The organism is Methylobacter sp. BlB1 (assembly GCF_015476545.1).
In the GTDB taxonomy this organism is placed as follows: Bacteria; Pseudomonadota; Gammaproteobacteria; order Methylococcales; family Methylomonadaceae; genus Methylobacter.
Window position 1 is genome coordinate 243,978 of the sequence record NZ_JADMKV010000001.1, and the last position, 19,245, is coordinate 263,222.

Below are 19,245 nucleotides of genomic sequence, written 5' to 3' on the forward strand. Positions count from 1 at the left end.
TTCGCGCCTGTCATTTGCCAGAAACAGACACCGGTCAGAATAGGGGCAATGATATTGCCCCGACTCAATCTGCAATTTTCTTTTACGGATTATAATCCCGAACAAACGGCCTGCTTTATGCGCCGTTTTGATCGGATCTATCAAGGAAGTGGCGGTTAATTTTTAGGTGGTTCTGCCGGTTGAGTTGGCACCGCAGGTTGGGCAGGGGGCGCTGGTTGAGCAGGTTCTGCCGGTTTCGCCTGTTCCGCTGCCGCTTTACCGTCTTCTTCGGATTCTGTGATAACGGCCGCAATGCAGTCCATCATGCTTTCGGTATAGTTGTTATGAGCATCGGCAAGCGCCTGGGGCGAACCAAAGTCATTGCGTAGTTCTTCCAGCGTCTTTTTGGGATCTTTCGAATCCATCAGAGTCAGCATCTTGGTATAGTTGCGGTAAGCCGTCATGCGATTAGGATCGCCGGGGAAAATACCGGGCATGTTTTTCGTCGTCAAGTCAACGACGCAATCAGCCATATGCTGAGGGTCGATTTTATAGTCCTGGATGTCTTTTTCTTTCTTCATTTGTTCCAGTACAGCCTGTTCATATTGCTGTTTGTCAGCACAGGCCGAAAGAAACAACGCGGATATGGAGATCAGCAGTAGTTTTTTCATGGATGCGTTACCGTTATTTATTTTTTTAAATTGAAATATCAAATCCATCATTATACGCATATTGCCCGCTATACGGTTCATGATTGCATCAAATAAGATACAGGACGTTTCTTAACGCGTGCTGATGTCCTGCATGGCCTGTCTGATCCAGGCTTCGGCCTCGGCATTGATATCGGCGGCTTTGCGGCCCTGACTTTCAATGGGCGGGCCGATTTTTACCTTGATTGTTCCCGGATATTTTAAAAAGCTGTAACGAGGCCAATACTCTCCGGCATTAAGCGCAACAGGTATGACTGGATAACCTGATTTTTGCGCCAGCATGGCACCGCCGGCGCCGAATTTTTTTTCTTCTCCGGGCGCAGTACGTGTGCCTTCAGGAAAAGTGACGACCCATAAACCTTCCTGCAGGCAAGCGGTGCCTTGATCCAATAGCTTACGCATGGCGGCACGTTGATTTTCGCGGTCTATTGCTATCGGTCTGAGCGTCGCTAGTGCCCAACCCCAAAGCGGCATCCAGAGCAATGAGCGTTTTAATAAAGTAGTTTGAGGCGGAAGAATATGTCTTAACGCCAGCGTTTCCCAGGCTGACTGATGCTTGCTCAGTACGATGGCCGCATCCAGTTCCTTGATATGTTCCAGTCCTTCAACCTCATAGCCGAGACCACAGAAAAATTTTGTCATCCAAACAACAAGGGAACACCAGGCAGTGGCGATTTTATAGCGCACGGAAAAAGGTGCTGGCATGCACAAAAGAATTAATATGCCGTCGATTGTCGCGGTAGTGAAAATGCTGATAAATAACAGGGCTGAGCCGAGATAAAGCCTGAGTTTATTGCCTTGAAACGAGGTACTTTGCTGCGTCATAGAGATTTTCAAAAACAGGAATATTGAGGTTGGGATTATCCGTCAGGGTTTTTTGGCCTTTGCCCGTCTTGACCAGCATCGGGCTGGCGCCGACAGTCTGAGCGGTCTGGATATCGCGTAGCGCATCGCCGATAAAAGGCATGCCTTGCAGGTCGACATGCTTGTCGGCGGCAAAAGCCGTCAGCAGGCCCGGTTTGGGTTTTCGGCAGGCGCAACCGTCATCGGGGCCGTGCGGACAAAAATAGATGCAGTCGATTTCGCCGCCTTTCTCGGCAGCTAATCGGTGCATTTTGGCATGGATCCGATCCAGCGTGGCCTGATCGAACAAGCCGCGCTGAAGACCTGATTGGTTGGTGATGACGGCGACCTTGTAGCCGTGCCGGTTGAGCAGGGCGATGGCCTCGAGGCTGCCCTCGATCGGCCGCCACTCTTCCTCTGATTTTATATAGTCGTCGGAGTCATGATTGATGACGCCGTCACGGTCTACCAGAACGTATCGATCCATGCCTGACGTTTACGATTGCAGTCTGGATATGTCGGCACAGGTCAAGAACTGTTCGGACACCAGCGTCAGCAGGGCCAGGCGGTTGGCGCGCAGGTCCAGGTCGTCGGCCATGACCATGACGTGGTCGAAAAAGGCGTCCACGTCATTTCTGAGCTGGGCCAGGCGGTTAAGCACGGCCTGGTAATCGCGTTTCGCCAGTAAAGGCTGGATGTCCTGGGACGATTGCGTGGCGGCGGCCAGCAGTTGTTTTTCCTGCGTTTCGCTTAAATTGCCAACACTGTCGGCGGCTTTGGTGTCCGACTTTCTCAGGATATTGCGGATGCGCTTGTTGGCAGCCGCCAGGCTTTCGGCTTCCGGCAATTGTCTGAACGCCTTGACGGCCTGTAATCGCTGAATAAAGTCCAGCGGCTCTGCCGGCGTTACCGATATCACCGCATCAAATTCATCGGCGGTATAACCCTGGTCGAGACAGTAGCCTCTCAGACGGTCAAAGACGAAATCGACGACCAGCTTATAGGTTTCATCGTGCTCGAATTCATGCGTGAATTGCCTCAGCGAGAACGCAATCAGATCTTTGATGTCGAGATTCAGCCGATTCTCGATAATGATGCGCAGCGTGCCGAGCGCGGCTCTGCGCAAGGCGTAAGGGTCTTTATCGCCGGTAGGAATCAAGCCGGCGCTGAATATGCCGGTCAGCGTATCGATTTTTTCCGCGATGGCCAGAATCTGGCCGGTCTTGCTGCCCGGGGTCGGGCTGCCGGACTGTTTGGGGAAGTACTGTTCCTCAAGCGCCCAGGCAACTTCGGCCGGTTCGTTGTCGGCCAGCGCATAATAACGGCCCATGATGCCTTGCAGGTTGCCGAATTCGCCGACCATGTCGGTCATCAGGTCGGTTTTGGCCAGCAAAGCCGCGCGCTTGGCCAGTTCGACGTTTTCATTGAGCTTGCCGGCAATGTGTTCGGCCAGCGTGACGACGCGCTGGGTTTTATCGGCCAGCGTGCCCAGCTTTTCCTGGAAGACGATGCTGGACAGCGTCAGCAGGCGCTCTTCCAACGTCTTTTTGCGGTCCTGTTTCCAGAAGAACTCGGCGTCGGACAGGCGCGGGGTTACCACGCGTTCATTGCCGTGCTGTATCGATTGCGGGTTGCTGCTTTCGATATTGCTGAAGGTGATGAAATGCGGCAGCAGACCGCCGGCGGCATTCTTGACCGGGAAATATTTCTGGTTGGTCTGCATGGTCGTGATCAGCACTTCGGCCGGCAGTTCCAGAAAGCGCGGGTCGAAATTGCCGGTGATCGGTACCGGCCATTCGTTTAAGGCCGCGATCTCTTCGAGCAGGTCTTCTTCGATGTGCGCGGCACCGTTGACGGCGGCGGCCGCCTGCTCGGCGGCGTTTCTGATAATGGTTTTGCGCTGCTCGAAATCGGCGATGACTTTGCCCTGTTCGAACAGGATTTGTGCATAGTTTTCGGGCTTATCGATGGTCAGCGGCTGCGGCGCATGGAAACGGTGGCCGTGCGTGGCGGCGCCGGTCTTCAGGCCTAGAATCTCGGTATCGATGACGGCATCGCCGTACAGCAGCACGGCCCAATGCACGGGCCTGACGAATTCGGTCGTGCCGCTGCCCCAGCGCATGCGTTTGGCGATCGGGAGCCCGGCAATACTGTGCCGGATGATGCCCGGAATCAGGCTTTCGGTGGCCTGGCCCTGGACGTGCTGCGTGAAGGACAGCCATTCGCCTTTGTCTGTCTTCAGGCGCTCCAGCTGGTCGAAAGTCGTGCCGCAGCTGATGGCGAAGCCCTGGGCCGCCTTGCTGGGTGTGCCGTCCGGCGCAAAGGCTGCCTGTACGGCAGGGCCGCGTTTCTCGACCGTTTTATCAGGCTGCGCCGTGGCCAGATCTTCAATCAGCACGGCCAGGCGGCGCGGCGTCGCATAGAACCGGCTGCTGCTGAAATTCAGTTCGGCGTCTTTCAGGCCTTGCGTGATGTTGTTCAGCAGAGCCGTCGCCATTTTCAGCAGGGTGGTCGGCGGCAGTTCTTCCGAACCCAGTTCGAACAGTAAATGTTTGCTTGTCGCCATTATTGTGCTCCTTGTCCTGTCAGCATCGGGAAGCCTAGTGATTCCCGGCGTTGGTAATAGGCTTCGGCTACGGATTTGGACATGTTTCTGACTCTTAAAATGTAGCGTTGGCGTTCAGTGACTGAAATGGCGTGGCGTGCATCCAGCAGGTTGAACGCATGCGAGGCCTTCAACACCATCTCATAGGCCGGCAGAGGCAGGTCCAGATCGATCAGTTTGCGGCATTCCTGCTCGTAGGTATCGAAGCACTGGAACATGAACTCGACATTGGCCTGCTCAAAATTGAAGGCCGACATTTCCACTTCATTCTGATGGAAGACGTCCCCGTAGGTGACCGTGCCGAACGGGCCTTTGGTCCAGATCAGGTCATAAACGCTCTTGACGCCCTGCAGGTACATGGCGATGCGCTCCAGGCCGTAGGTGATCTCACCGGTGACTGGCTTGCATTCGAGGCCGCCGACCTGCTGGAAGTAGGTGAATTGTGTGACTTCCATACCGTTCAGCCAGACTTCCCAGCCCAGTCCCCAGGCGCCCAGGGTCGGCGATTCCCAGTTGTCCTCGACGAAGCGGATATCGTGTTCGAGCAGATCCAGGCCCAGATGCCGCAGCGAGTTCAGGTACAGTTCCTGGATATTATCCGGCGACGGCTTCAACGCCACCTGAAACTGGTAGTAATGCTGCAAGCGGTTCGGGTTTTCGCCGAAACGGCCGTCCGTAGGGCGGCGCGACGGCTGCACATAGGCCGTGTTCCAAGGCTCGGGGCCTATGGCACGCAGGAAAGTGGCAGGATGAAAGGTCCCGGCGCCGACTTCCTGATCCAGAGGCTGCAATAAAATACAGCCCTGACTTGACCAGTATTTTTGTAGGGCCAGGATAAGTCCCTGAAATGTGGATACATCGTTATTTATACTCGACACGGCAGCAAAACCTGTTGGGCAATAAAAAGGCCGTCAATTATAGCTTAAAAATGTCGGCTGAATAGGCCCTGATTGCTGAGGTATGACACATATCAATTGCAGGCGTGCCAAGCTGGCAGACGGGAAATTATTCCGCCGGTTCTTCTCCCTCTTCTTCCTTGTCGATAGCTTCCAGCGCAAAGCCTGACAAGCTGCCGGCCGCATCGGGCGTTTGCGCGGGCGAAACCGAACCGAGTCCTTCAGACAGATTGATTTTCAGCTTGAGGTTATTCGGCGAGTCGGAGTTGTTGAGCGCTTCTTCAAGCGAAATCCTGCCTTCTTTGAAGAGCTTCAGCAAATGGCTGTCGAAAGTTTGCATGCCGACTTCTTCGGATTTCTCCATGGCTTCCTTGATGGCGTGAATTTCGCCTTTCTGTATCAGGTCGCGGATCAGTTGCGTGCCCAGCAGAATTTCAATCGCGGCCGTGCGCTTGCCGTCGACAGTAGGCACCAGTCGCTGCGAGACAAACGCCTTCAAATTCAGCGACAAATCCAGCAGCAATTGATTGCGGCGTTCTTCGGGGAAGAAGTTGATGATGCGGTCCAGCGCCTGGTTGGCGTTGTTGGCGTGCAGCGTGGACAGGCACAGATGGCCGGTTTCGGCGAAGGCCAGCGCGTGTTCCATGGTTTCCTGACTGCGGATCTCTCCGATCAGAATGACATCAGGCGCCTGGCGCAGCGTGTTTTTCAGTGCATCCTCGTAGCTCAGCGTATCGACGCCGACTTCCCGCTGGTTGACCAGTGATTTTTTGTGCGGATGAATGTATTCGATCGGGTCTTCGATGGTAATGATATGGCCCGATGAATGGCCGTTGCGGTAATCGATCAGGGCCGCCAGCGAAGTCGACTTGCCGGAGCCGGTGCCGCCGACGAACAGGATCAGGCCGCGCTTTTCCATGATGGTTTGTTTCAGCACGGGCGGCAGTCCCAGTTTATCGGCATTGGGGATGTCGACTTTGATGTTCCGGATGACCAGCGCCAGATTGTTGCGCTGCTTGAAAATATTGACTCGGAAGCGGCCGATGCCGGGTTCGGAAAGCGCCAGGTTCATCTCAGGCGCCTGTTCGAACGCCTTCCGCTGCTCTTCATCCATCAGGTTGTAGGCGATTTCCTTGATGCGCTCCTTGGTCAGTCGGATGTTTTCCAAAGGCTTCAGCGAGCCTTCGAATTTGGCGGCCGGCGGTGCATCCACGGTCAAGTAAAGGTCGGAGCCGTCTTTGAGAACCAGAATTTTAAGGTAGTCTTTGAATTCCATATTGCGATAAATCCCGGGAATAACGATTAAACGCCAAAGTTTAGGCGATAACCGGAGAAGTTGAAGTCGCATTGCCAAATAAACGGGTATAATAGACTCATTTTTGAGCATTTTTTTAAGCGTTATGAGTCAACAAAGAAAAGCGGTGGCGTTGATTTCCGGGGGACTGGATTCGATGCTGGCGGCGAAGACAATTCAGGAGCAGGGCGTTCATGTCGAAGGCATCAACTTCTTTACCGGTTTCTGCGTGGAAGGCCACACGCATGCCATCAGGGCCCGGGACAAGGCCAAGCCCAAGCGCAATAACTCGCTATGGGTCGCCGAACAGTTGGGCATCAAGCTGCATATCATCGATGTGATCGAGGAATACAAGGATGTGCTGATCAATCCCAAGCACGGCTATGGCGCCAACATGAACCCGTGCCTGGACTGCAAGATTTTCATGGTCAACAAGGCCAAGCAGTGGATCGCCGAAAACGGTTTCGATTTCATCATTACCGGTGAAGTGATCGGCCAGCGGCCGATGTCGCAGCGCAAGGACACCATGCCGGTCGTCGCGCGCGAGTCCGGTGCCGACGACTTGCTGCTGCGGCCGTTGTGCGCTAAGAATCTGCCGGCTACGCTGCCTGAACGCGAGGGCTGGGTAGACCGGGAAAAACTGTACGGTTTCAGCGGCCGGTCGCGCAAGCCGCAGATGGCACTGGCCGAGCAATACGGTTTCAGCGAGTATTCGCAGCCGGCCGGCGGCTGCTGTTTTCTGACCGATGCCAACTATTCAGCCAAACTGGTCGATTTGTGGAAGGCGCGTGACGACAATAGAGGCTATGACCTCGACGATATTATGTTATTGAAAGTCGGGCGCCATATCCGGCCCCGGCCCAATTTCAAGATGATCGTCGCGCGGGAAGAGGGCGAAGGCCGCTTTCTGCAGGGCTACAAGAAAGAATTCATGATGATGGGCTGCACGAGCCATAACGGACCTTTGGTATTGATCGACGGCTCGCCTTCCGATGAGGATCTGCAGCTGGCGGCCGCGATTACCGCACGCTACGGCCAAGGCCGCGATGCCGATCAGGTCGATGTCAGCATCACGGGCAAAGACGGCTCAACAAAAACGATTCAGGTCAAGCCGTTGCCTGCCGATCAGATTCCCGAGGCGTGGTTCATATGATTAGAGAGACGTTAAATGCGAGGCGTCTGTTGTGCCCGTTGCCGGTTATTCGTACGCAGGACAAGGTAAGGCAGCTCAAGGCCGGCGATCAGCTCGAGGTGATCGGCACCGATCCGGGCGTCATGCAGGACATTCCGGCCTGGTGCCGCATCAACGGCCATAAGGTGCTGGAAACCCGCGCCGATGACGGCGAATATATTATTGTGCTGGAAGTGGGCGGGTAATGGCCGAAGTCTGCGATGCGGCAACCGCCGATAAGCTGAAAGCCAGGGCGACCTATGTCGGAGCGCTGGTTAATGTTGTTCAGACCTGCATCAAAATCGGTTTCGGCATCCTGGGACAGTCGGCGGCATTGATTGCCGACGGCATTCATTCCCTATCGGACTTGCTGAGCGACCTGCTGGTGATTATCGCCATCAAACTGGGCAGTCGCGAAGCCGATCACGAGCATCCTTACGGCCATCGCCGCTTTGAGACGATAGCGACGGGTATTCTGGGCGTCGGCCTAATCGCTGTCGCCGGCGCCATTGTCTGGCATGAGATGGAACACATTGCCGTACCGGAAACCTTACATGTGCCGGATGCCCGCACTTTGGGCATTGTAGTCCTCTCCATTCTGATTAATGAATGGCTGTACCACTATACCAAGCGCATCGCCAAAAGGACCCGCTCGAAATTGCTGTTGGCCAATGCCTGGCACCAGCGCAGCGATGCCTTCTCTTCAGTGGTAGTGCTGGCGGGTATTGCGGCTGTGCTGCTGGGCTATCCTTTCGCCGATGCTATTGCCGCTGCCGTGGTCGCGCTGATGGTGGGCAAGATTGGCTTGAGCCTGGTCTTTGACAGCATCAAGGAGCTGGTCGATACGTCCCTGCCGCCCGAACTGGTCGCTGAAATCCGCGCTGCAATCCATCAGATCGACGGCGTCGAGGGCATCCATCTGCTGCGCACGCGGCAGATGGGCGAAGACGCCTATATCGATGCGCATATCGTCGTCGATCCGCGCATCACGGTGTCGGAAGGCCATATGATCGGTGATGCGGTCAGGGATGATTTGATCAGGCGCTTCGATGACGTCATGGATGTGCTGGTGCATGTCGATCCCGAGGATGACGAAGGGATGTCGGGCCGGTCCAGGCCGCTGTTGCGCGGCGATGTGCAGCAGCTGTTGGAGCATTATCTGGCCGACTTCAAGCAGGCGATCGAGGATTTTAGAATTCATTATCTTGATGGGCAGATTGAAGTTGAAGTCATTCTGCCTTTCGCCCTCTGTGAGCAGCCGCAGCAGCTGGAAAAAATCAAAAAACAGTGCGCGCTGATGAGCGCCAGTGTTAAAAGAATTGATCGAGTTTTCGTATTTTTCAAAACCTAGAAGGATTAAACCATGGCAGTACTCCCTCAGGGATACCACTTTCCGGTCATGCATGAAGTAGCGGGCATTATGCTGGGCACCGCCTGCGCGGGCATCAAGCAGACCGAACGCGATGATATTTTAGTGATACAGATGCCTGAAAACGCAAGCTGCGCGGCGGTGTTCACGCAGAATGCCTTTTGCGCCGCACCCGTGCATGTGGCGAAAGCCCACCTGATCCAGGCGCCGCGCTGGCTGCTGATCAATTCAGGCAATGCCAATGCCGGTACCGGCGATCAGGGCATGCAGGATGCCTTGGCGACCTGTACGGATCTGGCCGAGGTGGTGGGCGGCGGCGTCAGTCAGGTGCTGCCTTTCTCGACAGGGGTTATCGGTCAGCCCCTGCCTGTAGGGAAAATCAAGACCGCCTTGCCGGCTGCCGTGCAAAAGCTTTCGGCCGCCAACTGGGACAAGGCTGCGCGCGCAATCATGACGACCGACACCTTTCCTAAAGGCGTATCCAAAGTTTTTACGATTGCAGGCCAATCGGTCACGATCAACGGCATTTCCAAAGGCGCCGGCATGATTCAACCGAACATGGCGACGATGCTGGGTTTTATGGCCACAGACGCGAAAATAAAGCAGCCGCTCTTGCAGCAGTGTCTGGCTCAGGCCGTGGAGCAATCGTTTAATCGCATCACGGTCGACGGCGATACATCGACCAATGACGCCTGCGTCCTGATGGCCAGCGGCTGCTCGGCGGCGCCGGAAATCGAGGCAGGCAGCGATCATTACCGGATTTTTGCCGAGGCCGTCATGGAAGTCTGCAAGCAACTGGCTGAAGCCATCGTCCGGGACGGCGAGGGCGCCACCAAGCTGATGCGCATCGTGGTCAAGCAGGCGGCCTCTGATGAGGAAGCCGTGCGCGTCGGCAAGACCATCGCGCACTCGCCGCTGGTCAAGACTGCCTTCTTCGCCAGCGATCCCAACTGGGGACGGATTCTGGCCGCTGTAGGGCGCGCGGGCGTGGAAAACATGGATCTGAACAAGGTGCAGATTTATCTGGATGAGGTCTGTATCGTCAGGAACGGCGGCCGCGCCGATGACTATACCGAAGAAGCCGGCCAACGGGTCATGGATCAGCAGGAAATCACCGTGACCGTGACACTGGGACGCGGCGATGCCTGTCAGGAAGTTTTGACCTGCGATTTCTCCTATGATTATGTCAAGATCAATGCGGAATACAGAACTTAATCGACGGTATTGGGTATGAAACCTCTTCAGGTTGCCGTTGGCGTGGTAAAAAATGCGGCCGGGCAGATTTTGATTTCATTGCGCGACCGGTCTTTGCATCAAGGCGGCTTATGGGAGTTTCCGGGCGGCAAAATCGAGCCCTTCGAAACAGCCGAACAGGCGTTAAGCCGCGAGCTCAAGGAGGAGCTTGATATCAACGTCGAGGTTGCCAGTCCGTTGATCACCATTGAGCATCAATACCCTGATCTGGCGGTGCAGTTGCATGTGTTTCTGGTGGAGCAGTTCTCGGGCCATGCCAGAGGCTGTGAAGGCCAGTTGTTTAAATGGGTAGCTCCCGATGAATTGGGTCAGCATGAATTTCCGGCCGCCAACCGGCCTATAGTCACCGCGGCCCGGTTGCCGGCTTATTATGCGATTCTGGATGATGCCGATGAATCATTGTTGCTGGCCAATCTGCAAAAAATATTGGGCCGGGGCGTCAGGCTGATACAGGCGAGGTTGAAGACGGCGTCTCGACAGGCTGTCGAAAAATTTATCGAGCGGGCTTATCCTTTATGCCAGGAGCGGGGCGCTTTATTGCTGGTGAATTCTGCCGTGGAAGCGGCCTGTGAGCTTGATGTAAGCGGCATCCATTTAACCAGCCGGCATTTGATGGCCCTCAGCCAGCGGCCTGGCAACATCAAATGGTTGGCGGCTTCTTGCCATAATCTACGGGAATTGCAGCATGCGCAGGCCATTGGCGTCGACTTTGCCGTGCTGGCGCCCGTGCTGCCGACTCAAACGCATCCTGGAGCCCAGGCATTGGGTTGGCAGCAATTCGCCGAACTGGTTTCCAAGGCTAATTTACCGGTTTATGCCTTAGGAGGCATTTCGCTGTCTTGTCTATCGACAGCACGGCAGGCCGGCGGGCAGGGGATTGCGGCGATCAGGGCATTTCTGGATTGAGCTAATGCCAGTCGTTGTTTTCGTCACCGTTCTCTGACAAGGGCTCGCCGGGAATCTTCTTTTCTTCCATGGCCCATTCTCCCAGATCGATCAGTTTGCAGCGCTCACAGCAGAAAGGCTTAAATTTCTGCTCGGGCGTCCAGGGTACGGGGCGTTTGCAAGTGGGGCATTTGACGACAAGCGGCTTGTCTGATGAGGGCATTTAGAACAAACAGCAGGTCAAGGAAAAAGGAATATCATCCGGCGTTTGTGTCGGACGCTTATCATCCGAAGGCGGCGTCATGAATCGGATAGTGCAGCGGTGTTTGCCGCCGCTGATTTCCGCAAAGCAATGGATGGATTTGTCCACGCTCACTTTCAGCAATTGGAACGGCTGGCTTCGGTCCAGGGATAACTGAAAAAAACCGGCTTCGGCGACTTCTTGGGTCGGCGCATTACTGTTGCGTATAAAGCTGAGAATCAGATCAATGGCCGTGCGGATATCCGTAAACGGACTGCTCCAGTGCTCCAGGTCCTTCAAACGGACGGACTCATCCTGTTCCAGCCAGTAATGAAATTCAGGAAGATCGAAAGAGCAGGTGCCGCCCGGTATTGAACTGCGCTGGGCGATGCTCTGGAACAAGTCGCTTTCCATGACGTTAATGCCGATTTTGCCGCTGACGGCATAGAGCCGCTTGCTGGTCTGGGTGACCTGGCCCAGCAGCTGCATCAGCTTGTCGGTATCCACATTGTCGCTGCTAGCGACCTTGTTCAGTACCTTGGCATGGCGATCCAGTTCTTTCAGAATTTCCGATTTCAGGTCGTTGCGCCTGAAGATCATCATGATGTCAAGCAGACTGCTGAGTGCGGCGCGTTTGTCGGCCACTGTCGGCCCAACTAGAAAATGATTGAATTGTTGAAACAGTTGTTCGAGCCGTATGAAAACCCGGATTCGTTCATTGAGTGGAAATTCATAGGTGATAAAGTTGTTCACGAATAAGTATATCCTAGCTGGCGCTTAATGAGAGATACAAATTGTGCAGTTTTTTGACTTGTTCTGCAAGTCTATAATCCGATTCCGAATTATCGATAAGATCATCGGCATGCGATTTTCTAAAGTCCCGTGACACCTGGCTGTCGATGATCGACTGGATTCTATCAAGCGTAAGCTGATCGCGCTTTCTGACGCGTGCTATCTGTATTTCGACCGGGCAATCCACGACCAGCACCCGGTCAACAAAATGGGCCATATTGGTTTCAAACAATAAGGGTATCGCGATGATGCAGTAAGATGCATCCAGCCTTTCGAGTTCTGCCTGAATGGATTGATAAACCAGGGGATGGAGAATGGCTTCGAGGTTTTGCTTCCGGGCAGGATCGGAAAAAACGGCTTCCCTGAGCCTGGCCCTGTTCAGTGAGCCATCCGGAGTGAGTATGTCGGCGCCGAATTGCAGCGCTATCTGCGCGAGTGCGGGTTGGCCTTTGGCGACAAGCTGATGAGCTATCTGGTCGGCATCGATGACGGGGCTGCCGAGTTCGGCAAACAAGCGTGCGACAGTTGTTTTGCCACAGCCGATGCCTCCGGTCAGACCGATCTTAAGCATATTTTTATAAGCCTACTTGAGTCAGATAAAGCTGGTTGATGTCATGGCCCCAGAGTAATGCGATCCAGCCTGCCATTGCCAGATAAGGGCCGAACGGGATGGGAATTCTGTGGTCGCGGTTGACGAGAACAACCATGGTAATGCCAATGACCGAACCCACCAGGGATGACAACAGGATAATAACGGGCAGGCTCTGCCAACCCAGCCAGGCGCCGAATAACGCCAGCAATTTGAAATCGCCATAACCCATGCCCTCTTTTCCCGTAACCAGCTTGAACAGATGATAGACTGTCCAGAGCGCCAGATAACCGGCAATGGCTCCTATAATGCTGGCGTGCGCATCAGTAAAGAGCGCAAACAGGCTTAAAAATAATCCCAGCCATAATGCAGGCAGCGTGATGGAATCCGGCAGTAAATGATGGTCAATATCGATGCCGCTTAATGCGATCAGCGACCAGGTCAGCACCAGGGCAAAGGCCGTTTGCGGCGTATAGCCGAAATGCCAGGCCACGATGACAGATGCGGCCGCCGTGAAAGCTTCTATTATCGGATAGCGCAAAGAAATAGGCGTCCGGCATTGCGCGCATCTACCCTTTAAAAATAAATAGCTGATAACGGGTATGTTTTGATGCGGCTTGATGGGCGTATTGCAGTTTGGGCAGTGCGACAGCGGAAAAGCCAGATTGAAAGGTTCTGTTGCAGGCGTTTCTTCCTGGCTAAGCTCCAGGTATTCCATGCAGTCCTTTTTCCAGTTTCGCTGCATCATGATCGGCAATCGGTAGATGACGACATTGAGAAAACTGCCGACCATTAGGCCAATAATGCCTGCCAGTGCGGATAGGATATAAGGGGAATTTAAAAGGATACTCAGCTGTTGCATCATGTGTTTTGGAAAAAGAAACGCCCCATTTTACTGGAGCGCAGGTTGAATGATTAATAATTTTACCGCTATTTTAACGGTTTTAACCGACGGCGCTGCTAAAGTGTAGTATGGAAGTGTTGACAACCATGCTAAGGCCAGTAAATTCAATGTGGTCAGTAATTTTCATTTGTTGTCAACATAATGTTGTTAGTATTAGTCTAATTATAGACTAGTAATAGTCTTTATGTTAATTCCTAGCCTCTTCTAATAATAAGTGCGTCCGACAACCATATAGAGCTTGCTCATAAGTTTGATCATATTCTATGAGCACTTCACCAATGATTTTCTAGTTTCAAAAGCTTCTGAATCGATATAGCCTAATTTAAAGTGAAGCCGTCTGTGATTGTCATACACCTTAATATAAATATAGTCGGACACAGGGTACTTGGCGTCAGATCGGGTTAAAAAATACTCACCAAGAACAGTTTCGGCTGTAAAGCTATGGCTCCAGCTTTTTATTCCCGCTGGTTGAAGCTTTTGGTCTTCGAACGGTTGACCTGTTTGATGACGTTTGGCCCGCCGTGAATATAAACATTGATTCGGCAACCTCTAAATCCTGAGTCACTGTGGGGGCCATATCACTCTGCTCGTTTTAGTCTCTTAACCGAATGTCTGTTAGATCGAGGCACGATCAGGATGTCATTATCAAATATGGCAGAAAACTCTAGTGGCTTTCGTATGTTGTTCTTGTTACTGATTGGTCAGAAACAAAAAATAGTGGGTTGGTCAGCGTATCGGTTTGAGTGGCTCCTAAGTTGTAGGTTGTCTTTGTAATAATGCTCTCTGGTTTCACCCTTGGTACGATCCCTGAAGTTTTAACTTTTTCAGGCTGCTAATGCCATAACTGGCGTATCTCTTGGCTTTCGATCAATACTTCGGAGAAGATATTCAAACGTCAAAGAGCCAGAGCAATAACTTAATCGTGAATCTTCAGTATTTCTGTGACTCTACATTATTGACTTAAATGATTGCCAGTCAGTTTTGAGACTTATTGGCAAATATTAGAGTCCGATTGACACCTAATAGCCGGCTTTACTAACCAACGGTTTCAGAATTCCATCTACACCGTTTGTGCTTAATGTAAAAACGCCTGAAACTTCAAGCCATTGTGAATATTTAATGCGATCATAAGTATCTCCAAAAATTTGTTTCTCACCTAAGCAAGTCCAAAATATTTTCAAGTTATTTTCATCTAAGAATTTCAACAAAACATCTTTTCTAATCAATAAACAAGGACTATCCTCTTGGTTGGCTGACGGATCAAAGCAGACAACTTCACCTGCTGTATTTAACCATTCGCCAATATTTTTTGAATATTGAAGCTGCATTTTGTCGTACATGAATTCTCTAGGAGCAAAATAGGATGGTTGCTCTCGATGGTCAGCGCCTGATTCCCAGTTATGACTTTCCGTTGTGACCATTACTTCGTCTATGACTTGTTCATAATCACCTTTTTCATGCACATCCGCCCACTGGCTTCGGCCATAATAAGGATTATCGAAAAATTGATAGGCCGGTGACCAATAATATTCACGAGAAAATACTTGGTATTGATCACCACCTTCAGGAAACCATCGTCCCATTAAATGTTGTTGCTTGGCCCAAGTAATTAAGTGCTCTGCTTGATCTTCATGGACTAAATAACTCCTAATTTGATACCAGAGGTGTTTGTGCGGATAATCATATTTATCATATCCAACAGGTACCGATTCGTCCCAAGTAGGATAAGTTTCTAAAACTAGCCATTCATTATTCTGGGTGTCTCTCAGCTCAATAATTTCTTTTGGATTTGGTAAGTTTTTAGCACTAATTAGCCAATTTTGATGGCTATCCTGCCAGTCGTTATACTCGACTTTGTTCCACCAAGATTCGCTGCTATTAAACAAAGAGGTCTTGCTTGTACGGCCAATTGATGTCGGGTCTATATTTCTAACAAAGGGTTCCCAAGGACCTTCATACCAAATATATTTTTGATCTTCACCCCAACCAGTAGAGTAGTCTCGCATTTGATAATTATCGGCCACTCTCGCAAGCACTTCATACAAAGCAAGCCATTGATATTTTTTGCCAATTCTTTCTTTTGTATTCGTATGCCTATCACCACTACTTGCATGCCTATCAAAGTTGCCATGCTTCTTGGCATCATAACCATATTTTTCAAAGATCAACTTACAAGCGTAATTACTTAAATCATTGGGATCGAATTTGTATGCCCAACCATATAGCTTACTTTGAAAAGTATATCGCCCAAAGTCACCGTAACCACCTATTCCCCTGCCATACTCCGTGACCATCGATCTTAGTATGGCATTTTGACCCCAGTACTGTTTTGATTCGTCCAATCTGTAGTCATATTTATAAGCATCGATTTCTTCATTGCTTGGAAAACTGTCTGGAAATTGACTTTTGTAAGGCGGTCGTACTATTTGCGGATTTTCTAAGGCAAAAATTTGTTTATACAAAGCATATTCAATAATGTTTCTAGCATAATCTCTAACCAATACATTAGGATAGATTTCCTCTTTTTCGAATATGGTTAGCAAAATATAGTTAGATAACTCTGCTAATCCATTCAAATCAAATGAGTGCAGTACAGCACCATAAGCTGCGGCAAAAATACGTTCATAAACATAGGGATCATTAACAGTATCATACTCAGCCAGAAGCTGAGTGATTATTGGAAGATTATTTTCCAGTACACAAACTAATGCTTTTGTTGCCGTATCTCGAAAACCAATATTGGTACTGGTAAACAGCCATGCTAGAGCTTTACAAGCTAATAATCGTGATTCAACAGATAAATAATCTTTGTTACCATCTTGCCTTGCCCAATTAATGAGCCGTTGCATTGCTGAACTCTCATAATCCTGGTCATGCAAATAGGTTGTCCAGTTAGCATCACGATCAGCCAACGAAAATTGCATCAAATAACGATGCAAGCGATTTGCATTAAAATAATGTTCAGGATCTGACGATACCGAATAAACCATCTGAAAAAATAAGTCAAAAGTGTCGCTGTTAACTAGCACGTGCTCATTGACATACCCCCTAACTTTTTCTTTGATAGTCTCAGGCTTTCTCCAAATTAGACTTTTAATAAACGCTTCAATGATTGTGCTGTCTGACTTTTCTTCGTCAGGAACAAGTTCATATAGTTCTTTATCAATTTTTTCAGGAAGCTGAATTGATAAAGCTTCCACAATGCCTTGATACTGATAGCCTTGATTAACATATTGAGCCAGTGGACCACTGCTTTGAAAAGCAATTTCGGGATTCTGTTTATTGAGGTTTTTTTCAAGCAGATAAGCAGTAGTGAAATGATCCTCAAAACGCTCATAGGCAAAGTAAACGCCTTCCTGATATTCATCGTCTATCCAATAGACATTTTTAGATAAAACACCTTCTGAAACCAGACTGTCAACAAAGCCTTTTCTATTGCTATACCGTGAAACCTTGTTGTTTGCTATATCGATTGCTGATTCATAGGGAATAAAAGTTAGATCGTTATCTAACTTGTGTTGAATAAGTGAGCTGATTACTTTTTTTACTAGTTTTTTGCCAGATGCAGGTTCATAGTCAAACAATGAAGGATGTGATAATTTTTCGTCCACACTTCCTAAAAAGAAATCTATGATGCTGGTAATACCGCTATAGCCTTTCGGAATTCGTTTCTGGCCAGAACGATTTAATCCTTCGCAGAATAATTTTAGAAATAAAGGATTGCTAAATTCTGGATGCAATAAAGGTATGCTGGGATGCTCAATACCGTGCTGAGAAAAGAAGAAACTAGAGGCTTGATATTCAACATTTTCAAATCCATGGTGCACTACTCTGATAGCGACCTCATCAGGAACTAGTGCCTTTGAGGTTAGTAGCGACTCATATGACGTTCTAACACTTAGTACAAGACCTAACCAAGGATATTGTGAAAAATCGTTGATGAAGGATCTAATGTGGTTATTCCAAAAATAACGCCCTTTACCTTCATTAATCGCATCAATAATAAATAATAAACGTTCACCTTGCGCTTCTGCTCGGGCATTTAATGCTCCCAAGAGCTCTTTTTCGTTACAGTTAAGCCTTAGTATATTTTTAAGAATTTGCGTCCAAGGCGATTCTTCCGAAATAAAATGTTGTCCTAATAAAAGGATGCAGGATTTGTTTTCATTAATTCTTTTTTGAGCAATATCCGCTAATAAATGAGATTTTCCAATCCCAGCTTCGCCTGAAATTAATGTGACAGGCAAATTCGCTACAGCTAAAGTCGGGCTGTTAATAAACACTTGAAATTCATATAACGCACTATAGGCTCTTTCTAGATAGAAGTTTTTTGAACTGAGAGAATCCTTGGTTAATTCTCCTTCCTTGCTTTTCAAAGTCCTTTGATATTCACGCAATGAATTTCCAATTGATTTACAGCTACTCTTAATGGCTTCAATATTTAAATAAAGCAATTCTCGCTCTTGGGAAGCTTCAAACTGACCGTTTAATAAATCAATATATTCTTTAAGATCCTGGCTTAGAAATTCGTTATCTAGTTTTTTTAACTCTTTAAGAAAAACGTGATACTTGTTTTTGAAATAATCTCGGAATCTATCGTTTCTACTCTGTGCATCGAAATGCTTTGCAATTGCCAGCTCGAAATTCAATTCCGGTGTATAGCGATGCCCTAAACTATATATGCTATTTTTAATATGTGTTTGAAACCACGAGTCGGAAAAATCTTCTTTGGAAAACCAAAATAATTTTCTGCCGGCATGTTTCTCTTCAGATAGCCGATGAATTAGTTCTGAACTTCCCCAATATTCAAAAGTAATATTTCTACCCTGATCATTTGCATATTTACTCCATTCTTGGACTTTTTCATTCCACTTATCCATAAACCACGATTGGTTATCGCGTCTCGGATCTTGTCTATCTAAAGGAATACAAATGTAATACTTACTTAAGCTCGGATGGGTTCTAAGCGCGGTTTCAAAAGATTCTTTAAGCTGAGACCATTGTGAGTTGCTCATGGATGAAAAATATTTTGCTTGCCAGCCATATTCTTCACCACTATCCAAAACACAATATGCTTCAACACCACCATCTGGAGCAGCTACACGATAGAATTCCTTTTTTTTAGCTATAGGCTCTTCTCTTGCTAATTGACAGACCAATTCTTCAAAAGCATTGTTTTGAGAGTTATTAAATGACTTGATGTTTTGCCATTCGATAGACACTTTTTTAAATTCCTTATTTTTATCTTATTAATCTATTCGTCATTCTGTCTGTTTGGCAGGGTAACAAATAATAAATTATCTGTTTATCTACCTTTTCTCTCATTATTTTTCAATACATTATAATCAATTTTAAGCATTTCAGTGATTCTGCTGTATTGACTTATGAGATTCTGCCATACGTTTAGGTGGCACAAGATCAAAAAACTTGATGTATTAAATTATGGCGAATAGTCGTTAATTTTCGACAAATTATAATTAGCTATCAGTGTTTTGTGACTCTGCGGTATTGACTTATGGCGAACTGTTTTCAGCAGACGCTATTGACTTATGACTAACCATGTTTGGCAGATGCTATTGACTTATGAGATAAAAGCTTACATATAGACGAACTTAAACTTCATCGCTTTTTGTTTTGTGTTGCAACAAATTCATTCTAAGAGCCTGTTCAATATCTGCTGAGTATGATAGATAATGAGAGGCATGAGAAAAGT

Annotated in this window: 17 protein-coding genes; 5 read left to right on the forward strand and 12 right to left on the reverse strand. The window is 49.2% G+C overall.

Features of this window, described 5'->3' with window-relative positions; genetic code table 11:
- Positions 1 to 155: 155 nt before the first annotated feature.
- From IT781_RS01130 to IT781_RS01155, 6 genes are all read right to left on the reverse strand, one after another.
- A complete protein-coding gene (locus IT781_RS01130) occupies positions 156 to 650 on the reverse strand; it encodes a hypothetical protein (RefSeq protein WP_194968280.1) in 495 nt (164 codons plus the stop codon).
- Between the two features lie 111 nt (positions 651 to 761).
- Positions 762 to 1,331, reverse strand: a complete 570-nt coding sequence (locus IT781_RS01135; RefSeq protein ID WP_370526866.1) for a lysophospholipid acyltransferase family protein — start codon at positions 1,329 to 1,331, stop codon at positions 762 to 764.
- A 148-nt stretch (positions 1,332 to 1,479) separates the two neighbouring features.
- Positions 1,480 to 2,019, reverse strand: a complete 540-nt coding sequence (gmhB, locus tag IT781_RS01140; RefSeq protein ID WP_194968282.1) for a D-glycero-beta-D-manno-heptose 1,7-bisphosphate 7-phosphatase — start codon at positions 2,017 to 2,019, stop codon at positions 1,480 to 1,482.
- A 9-nt stretch (positions 2,020 to 2,028) separates the two neighbouring features.
- Entirely contained in the window at positions 2,029 to 4,098 is a 2,070-nt protein-coding gene (glyS, locus tag IT781_RS01145; RefSeq protein WP_194968283.1) for a glycine--tRNA ligase subunit beta, read from the reverse strand.
- Complete coding sequence (gene glyQ / locus IT781_RS01150) at positions 4,098 to 5,015, reverse strand: glycine--tRNA ligase subunit alpha (RefSeq protein WP_194968284.1); 918 nt, start codon at positions 5,013 to 5,015, stop codon at positions 4,098 to 4,100. The genes glyS and glyQ overlap by 1 nt, the downstream gene beginning before the upstream one ends.
- Before the next feature lie 127 nt (positions 5,016 to 5,142).
- On the reverse strand, positions 5,143 to 6,309 hold the full coding sequence (locus IT781_RS01155; RefSeq protein WP_194968285.1) for a PilT/PilU family type 4a pilus ATPase: 1,167 nt from the start codon (positions 6,307 to 6,309) through the stop codon (positions 5,143 to 5,145).
- A gap of 124 nt (positions 6,310 to 6,433) precedes the next feature.
- Between IT781_RS01155 and IT781_RS01160 the strand changes: the two genes are divergently transcribed.
- Genes IT781_RS01160 through IT781_RS01180 form a run of 5 tightly spaced genes read left to right on the forward strand, consistent with a single transcriptional unit; the run spans position 6,434 to position 11,027 of the window.
- Positions 6,434 to 7,480: a tRNA (5-methylaminomethyl-2-thiouridylate)-methyltransferase gene (locus IT781_RS01160; RefSeq protein ID WP_194968286.1), complete on the forward strand. Its 1,047-nt coding sequence runs from the start codon at positions 6,434 to 6,436 to the stop codon at positions 7,478 to 7,480.
- Positions 7,477 to 7,704, forward strand: a complete 228-nt coding sequence (locus IT781_RS01165; protein ID WP_194968287.1) for a sulfurtransferase TusA family protein — start codon at positions 7,477 to 7,479, stop codon at positions 7,702 to 7,704. Before IT781_RS01160 ends, IT781_RS01165 begins: the two co-directional genes overlap by 4 nt.
- A complete protein-coding gene (locus IT781_RS01170) occupies positions 7,704 to 8,849 on the forward strand; it encodes a cation diffusion facilitator family transporter (RefSeq protein WP_194968288.1) in 1,146 nt (381 codons plus the stop codon). The genes IT781_RS01165 and IT781_RS01170 overlap by 1 nt, the downstream gene beginning before the upstream one ends.
- A 12-nt stretch (positions 8,850 to 8,861) precedes the next feature.
- Positions 8,862 to 10,082, forward strand: coding sequence for a bifunctional glutamate N-acetyltransferase/amino-acid acetyltransferase ArgJ (argJ, locus tag IT781_RS01175; protein ID WP_228778833.1), 1,221 nt, complete (start codon positions 8,862 to 8,864; stop codon positions 10,080 to 10,082).
- 15 nt (positions 10,083 to 10,097) lie between these two features.
- On the forward strand, positions 10,098 to 11,027 hold the full coding sequence (locus IT781_RS01180; protein ID WP_194968289.1) for a Nudix family hydrolase: 930 nt from the start codon (positions 10,098 to 10,100) through the stop codon (positions 11,025 to 11,027).
- Between the two features lies 1 nt (position 11,028).
- On the opposite strand, the gene yacG is transcribed toward IT781_RS01180, so the two are convergent.
- From yacG to IT781_RS01205, 6 genes are all read right to left on the reverse strand, one after another.
- Positions 11,029 to 11,229: a DNA gyrase inhibitor YacG gene (gene yacG / locus IT781_RS01185; protein ID WP_194968290.1), complete on the reverse strand. Its 201-nt coding sequence runs from the start codon at positions 11,227 to 11,229 to the stop codon at positions 11,029 to 11,031.
- The gene (zapD, locus tag IT781_RS01190) at positions 11,230 to 12,000 is read right to left on the reverse strand and encodes a cell division protein ZapD (RefSeq protein WP_194968291.1); all 771 of its coding nucleotides are present in this window, start codon (positions 11,998 to 12,000) and stop codon (positions 11,230 to 11,232) included.
- 13 nt (positions 12,001 to 12,013) lie between these two features.
- The gene (gene coaE, locus IT781_RS01195; RefSeq protein WP_194968292.1) at positions 12,014 to 12,610 is read right to left on the reverse strand and encodes a dephospho-CoA kinase; all 597 of its coding nucleotides are present in this window, start codon (positions 12,608 to 12,610) and stop codon (positions 12,014 to 12,016) included.
- Between the two features lie 4 nt (positions 12,611 to 12,614).
- The gene (locus tag IT781_RS01200; protein ID WP_194968311.1) at positions 12,615 to 13,490 is read right to left on the reverse strand and encodes an A24 family peptidase; all 876 of its coding nucleotides are present in this window, start codon (positions 13,488 to 13,490) and stop codon (positions 12,615 to 12,617) included.
- Positions 13,491 to 13,793: 303 nt separating this feature from the next.
- On the reverse strand, positions 13,794 to 14,078 hold the full coding sequence (locus IT781_RS22770) for an IS3 family transposase (RefSeq protein WP_370526867.1): 285 nt from the start codon (positions 14,076 to 14,078) through the stop codon (positions 13,794 to 13,796).
- A 473-nt stretch (positions 14,079 to 14,551) separates the two neighbouring features.
- A complete protein-coding gene (locus tag IT781_RS01205; RefSeq protein ID WP_194968293.1) occupies positions 14,552 to 18,754 on the reverse strand; it encodes an ATP-binding protein in 4,203 nt (1,400 codons plus the stop codon).
- Between the last annotated feature and the right edge of the window lie 491 nt (positions 18,755 to 19,245).

Bases quoted from the DNA above. Each gene is read 5' to 3' on its own strand.
- IT781_RS01130 (WP_194968280.1), bottom strand. From the start codon at position 650: ATGAAAAAACTACTGCTGATCTCCATATCCGCGTTGTTTCTTTCGGCC.
- IT781_RS01135 (WP_370526866.1), bottom strand. From the start codon at position 1,331: ATGACAAAATTTTTCTGTGGTCTCGGCTATGAGGTTGAAGGACTGGAA.
- gmhB (WP_194968282.1), bottom strand. From the start codon at position 2,019: ATGGATCGATACGTTCTGGTAGACCGTGACGGCGTCATCAATCATGAC.
- glyS (WP_194968283.1), bottom strand. From the start codon at position 4,098: ATGGCGACAAGCAAACATTTACTGTTCGAACTGGGTTCGGAAGAACTG.
- IT781_RS01155 (WP_194968285.1), bottom strand. From the start codon at position 6,309: ATGGAATTCAAAGACTACCTTAAAATTCTGGTTCTCAAAGACGGCTCC.
- IT781_RS01160 (WP_194968286.1), top strand. From the start codon at position 6,434: ATGAGTCAACAAAGAAAAGCGGTGGCGTTGATTTCCGGGGGACTGGAT.
- IT781_RS01165 (WP_194968287.1), top strand. From the start codon at position 7,477: ATGATTAGAGAGACGTTAAATGCGAGGCGTCTGTTGTGCCCGTTGCCG.
- IT781_RS01170 (WP_194968288.1), top strand. From the start codon at position 7,704: ATGGCCGAAGTCTGCGATGCGGCAACCGCCGATAAGCTGAAAGCCAGG.
- argJ (WP_228778833.1), top strand. From the start codon at position 8,862: ATGGCAGTACTCCCTCAGGGATACCACTTTCCGGTCATGCATGAAGTA.
- IT781_RS01180 (WP_194968289.1), top strand. From the start codon at position 10,098: ATGAAACCTCTTCAGGTTGCCGTTGGCGTGGTAAAAAATGCGGCCGGG.
- yacG (WP_194968290.1), bottom strand. From the start codon at position 11,229: ATGCCCTCATCAGACAAGCCGCTTGTCGTCAAATGCCCCACTTGCAAA.
- coaE (WP_194968292.1), bottom strand. From the start codon at position 12,610: ATGCTTAAGATCGGTCTGACCGGAGGCATCGGCTGTGGCAAAACAACT.
- IT781_RS01200 (WP_194968311.1), bottom strand. From the start codon at position 13,490: ATGCAACAGCTGAGTATCCTTTTAAATTCCCCTTATATCCTATCCGCA.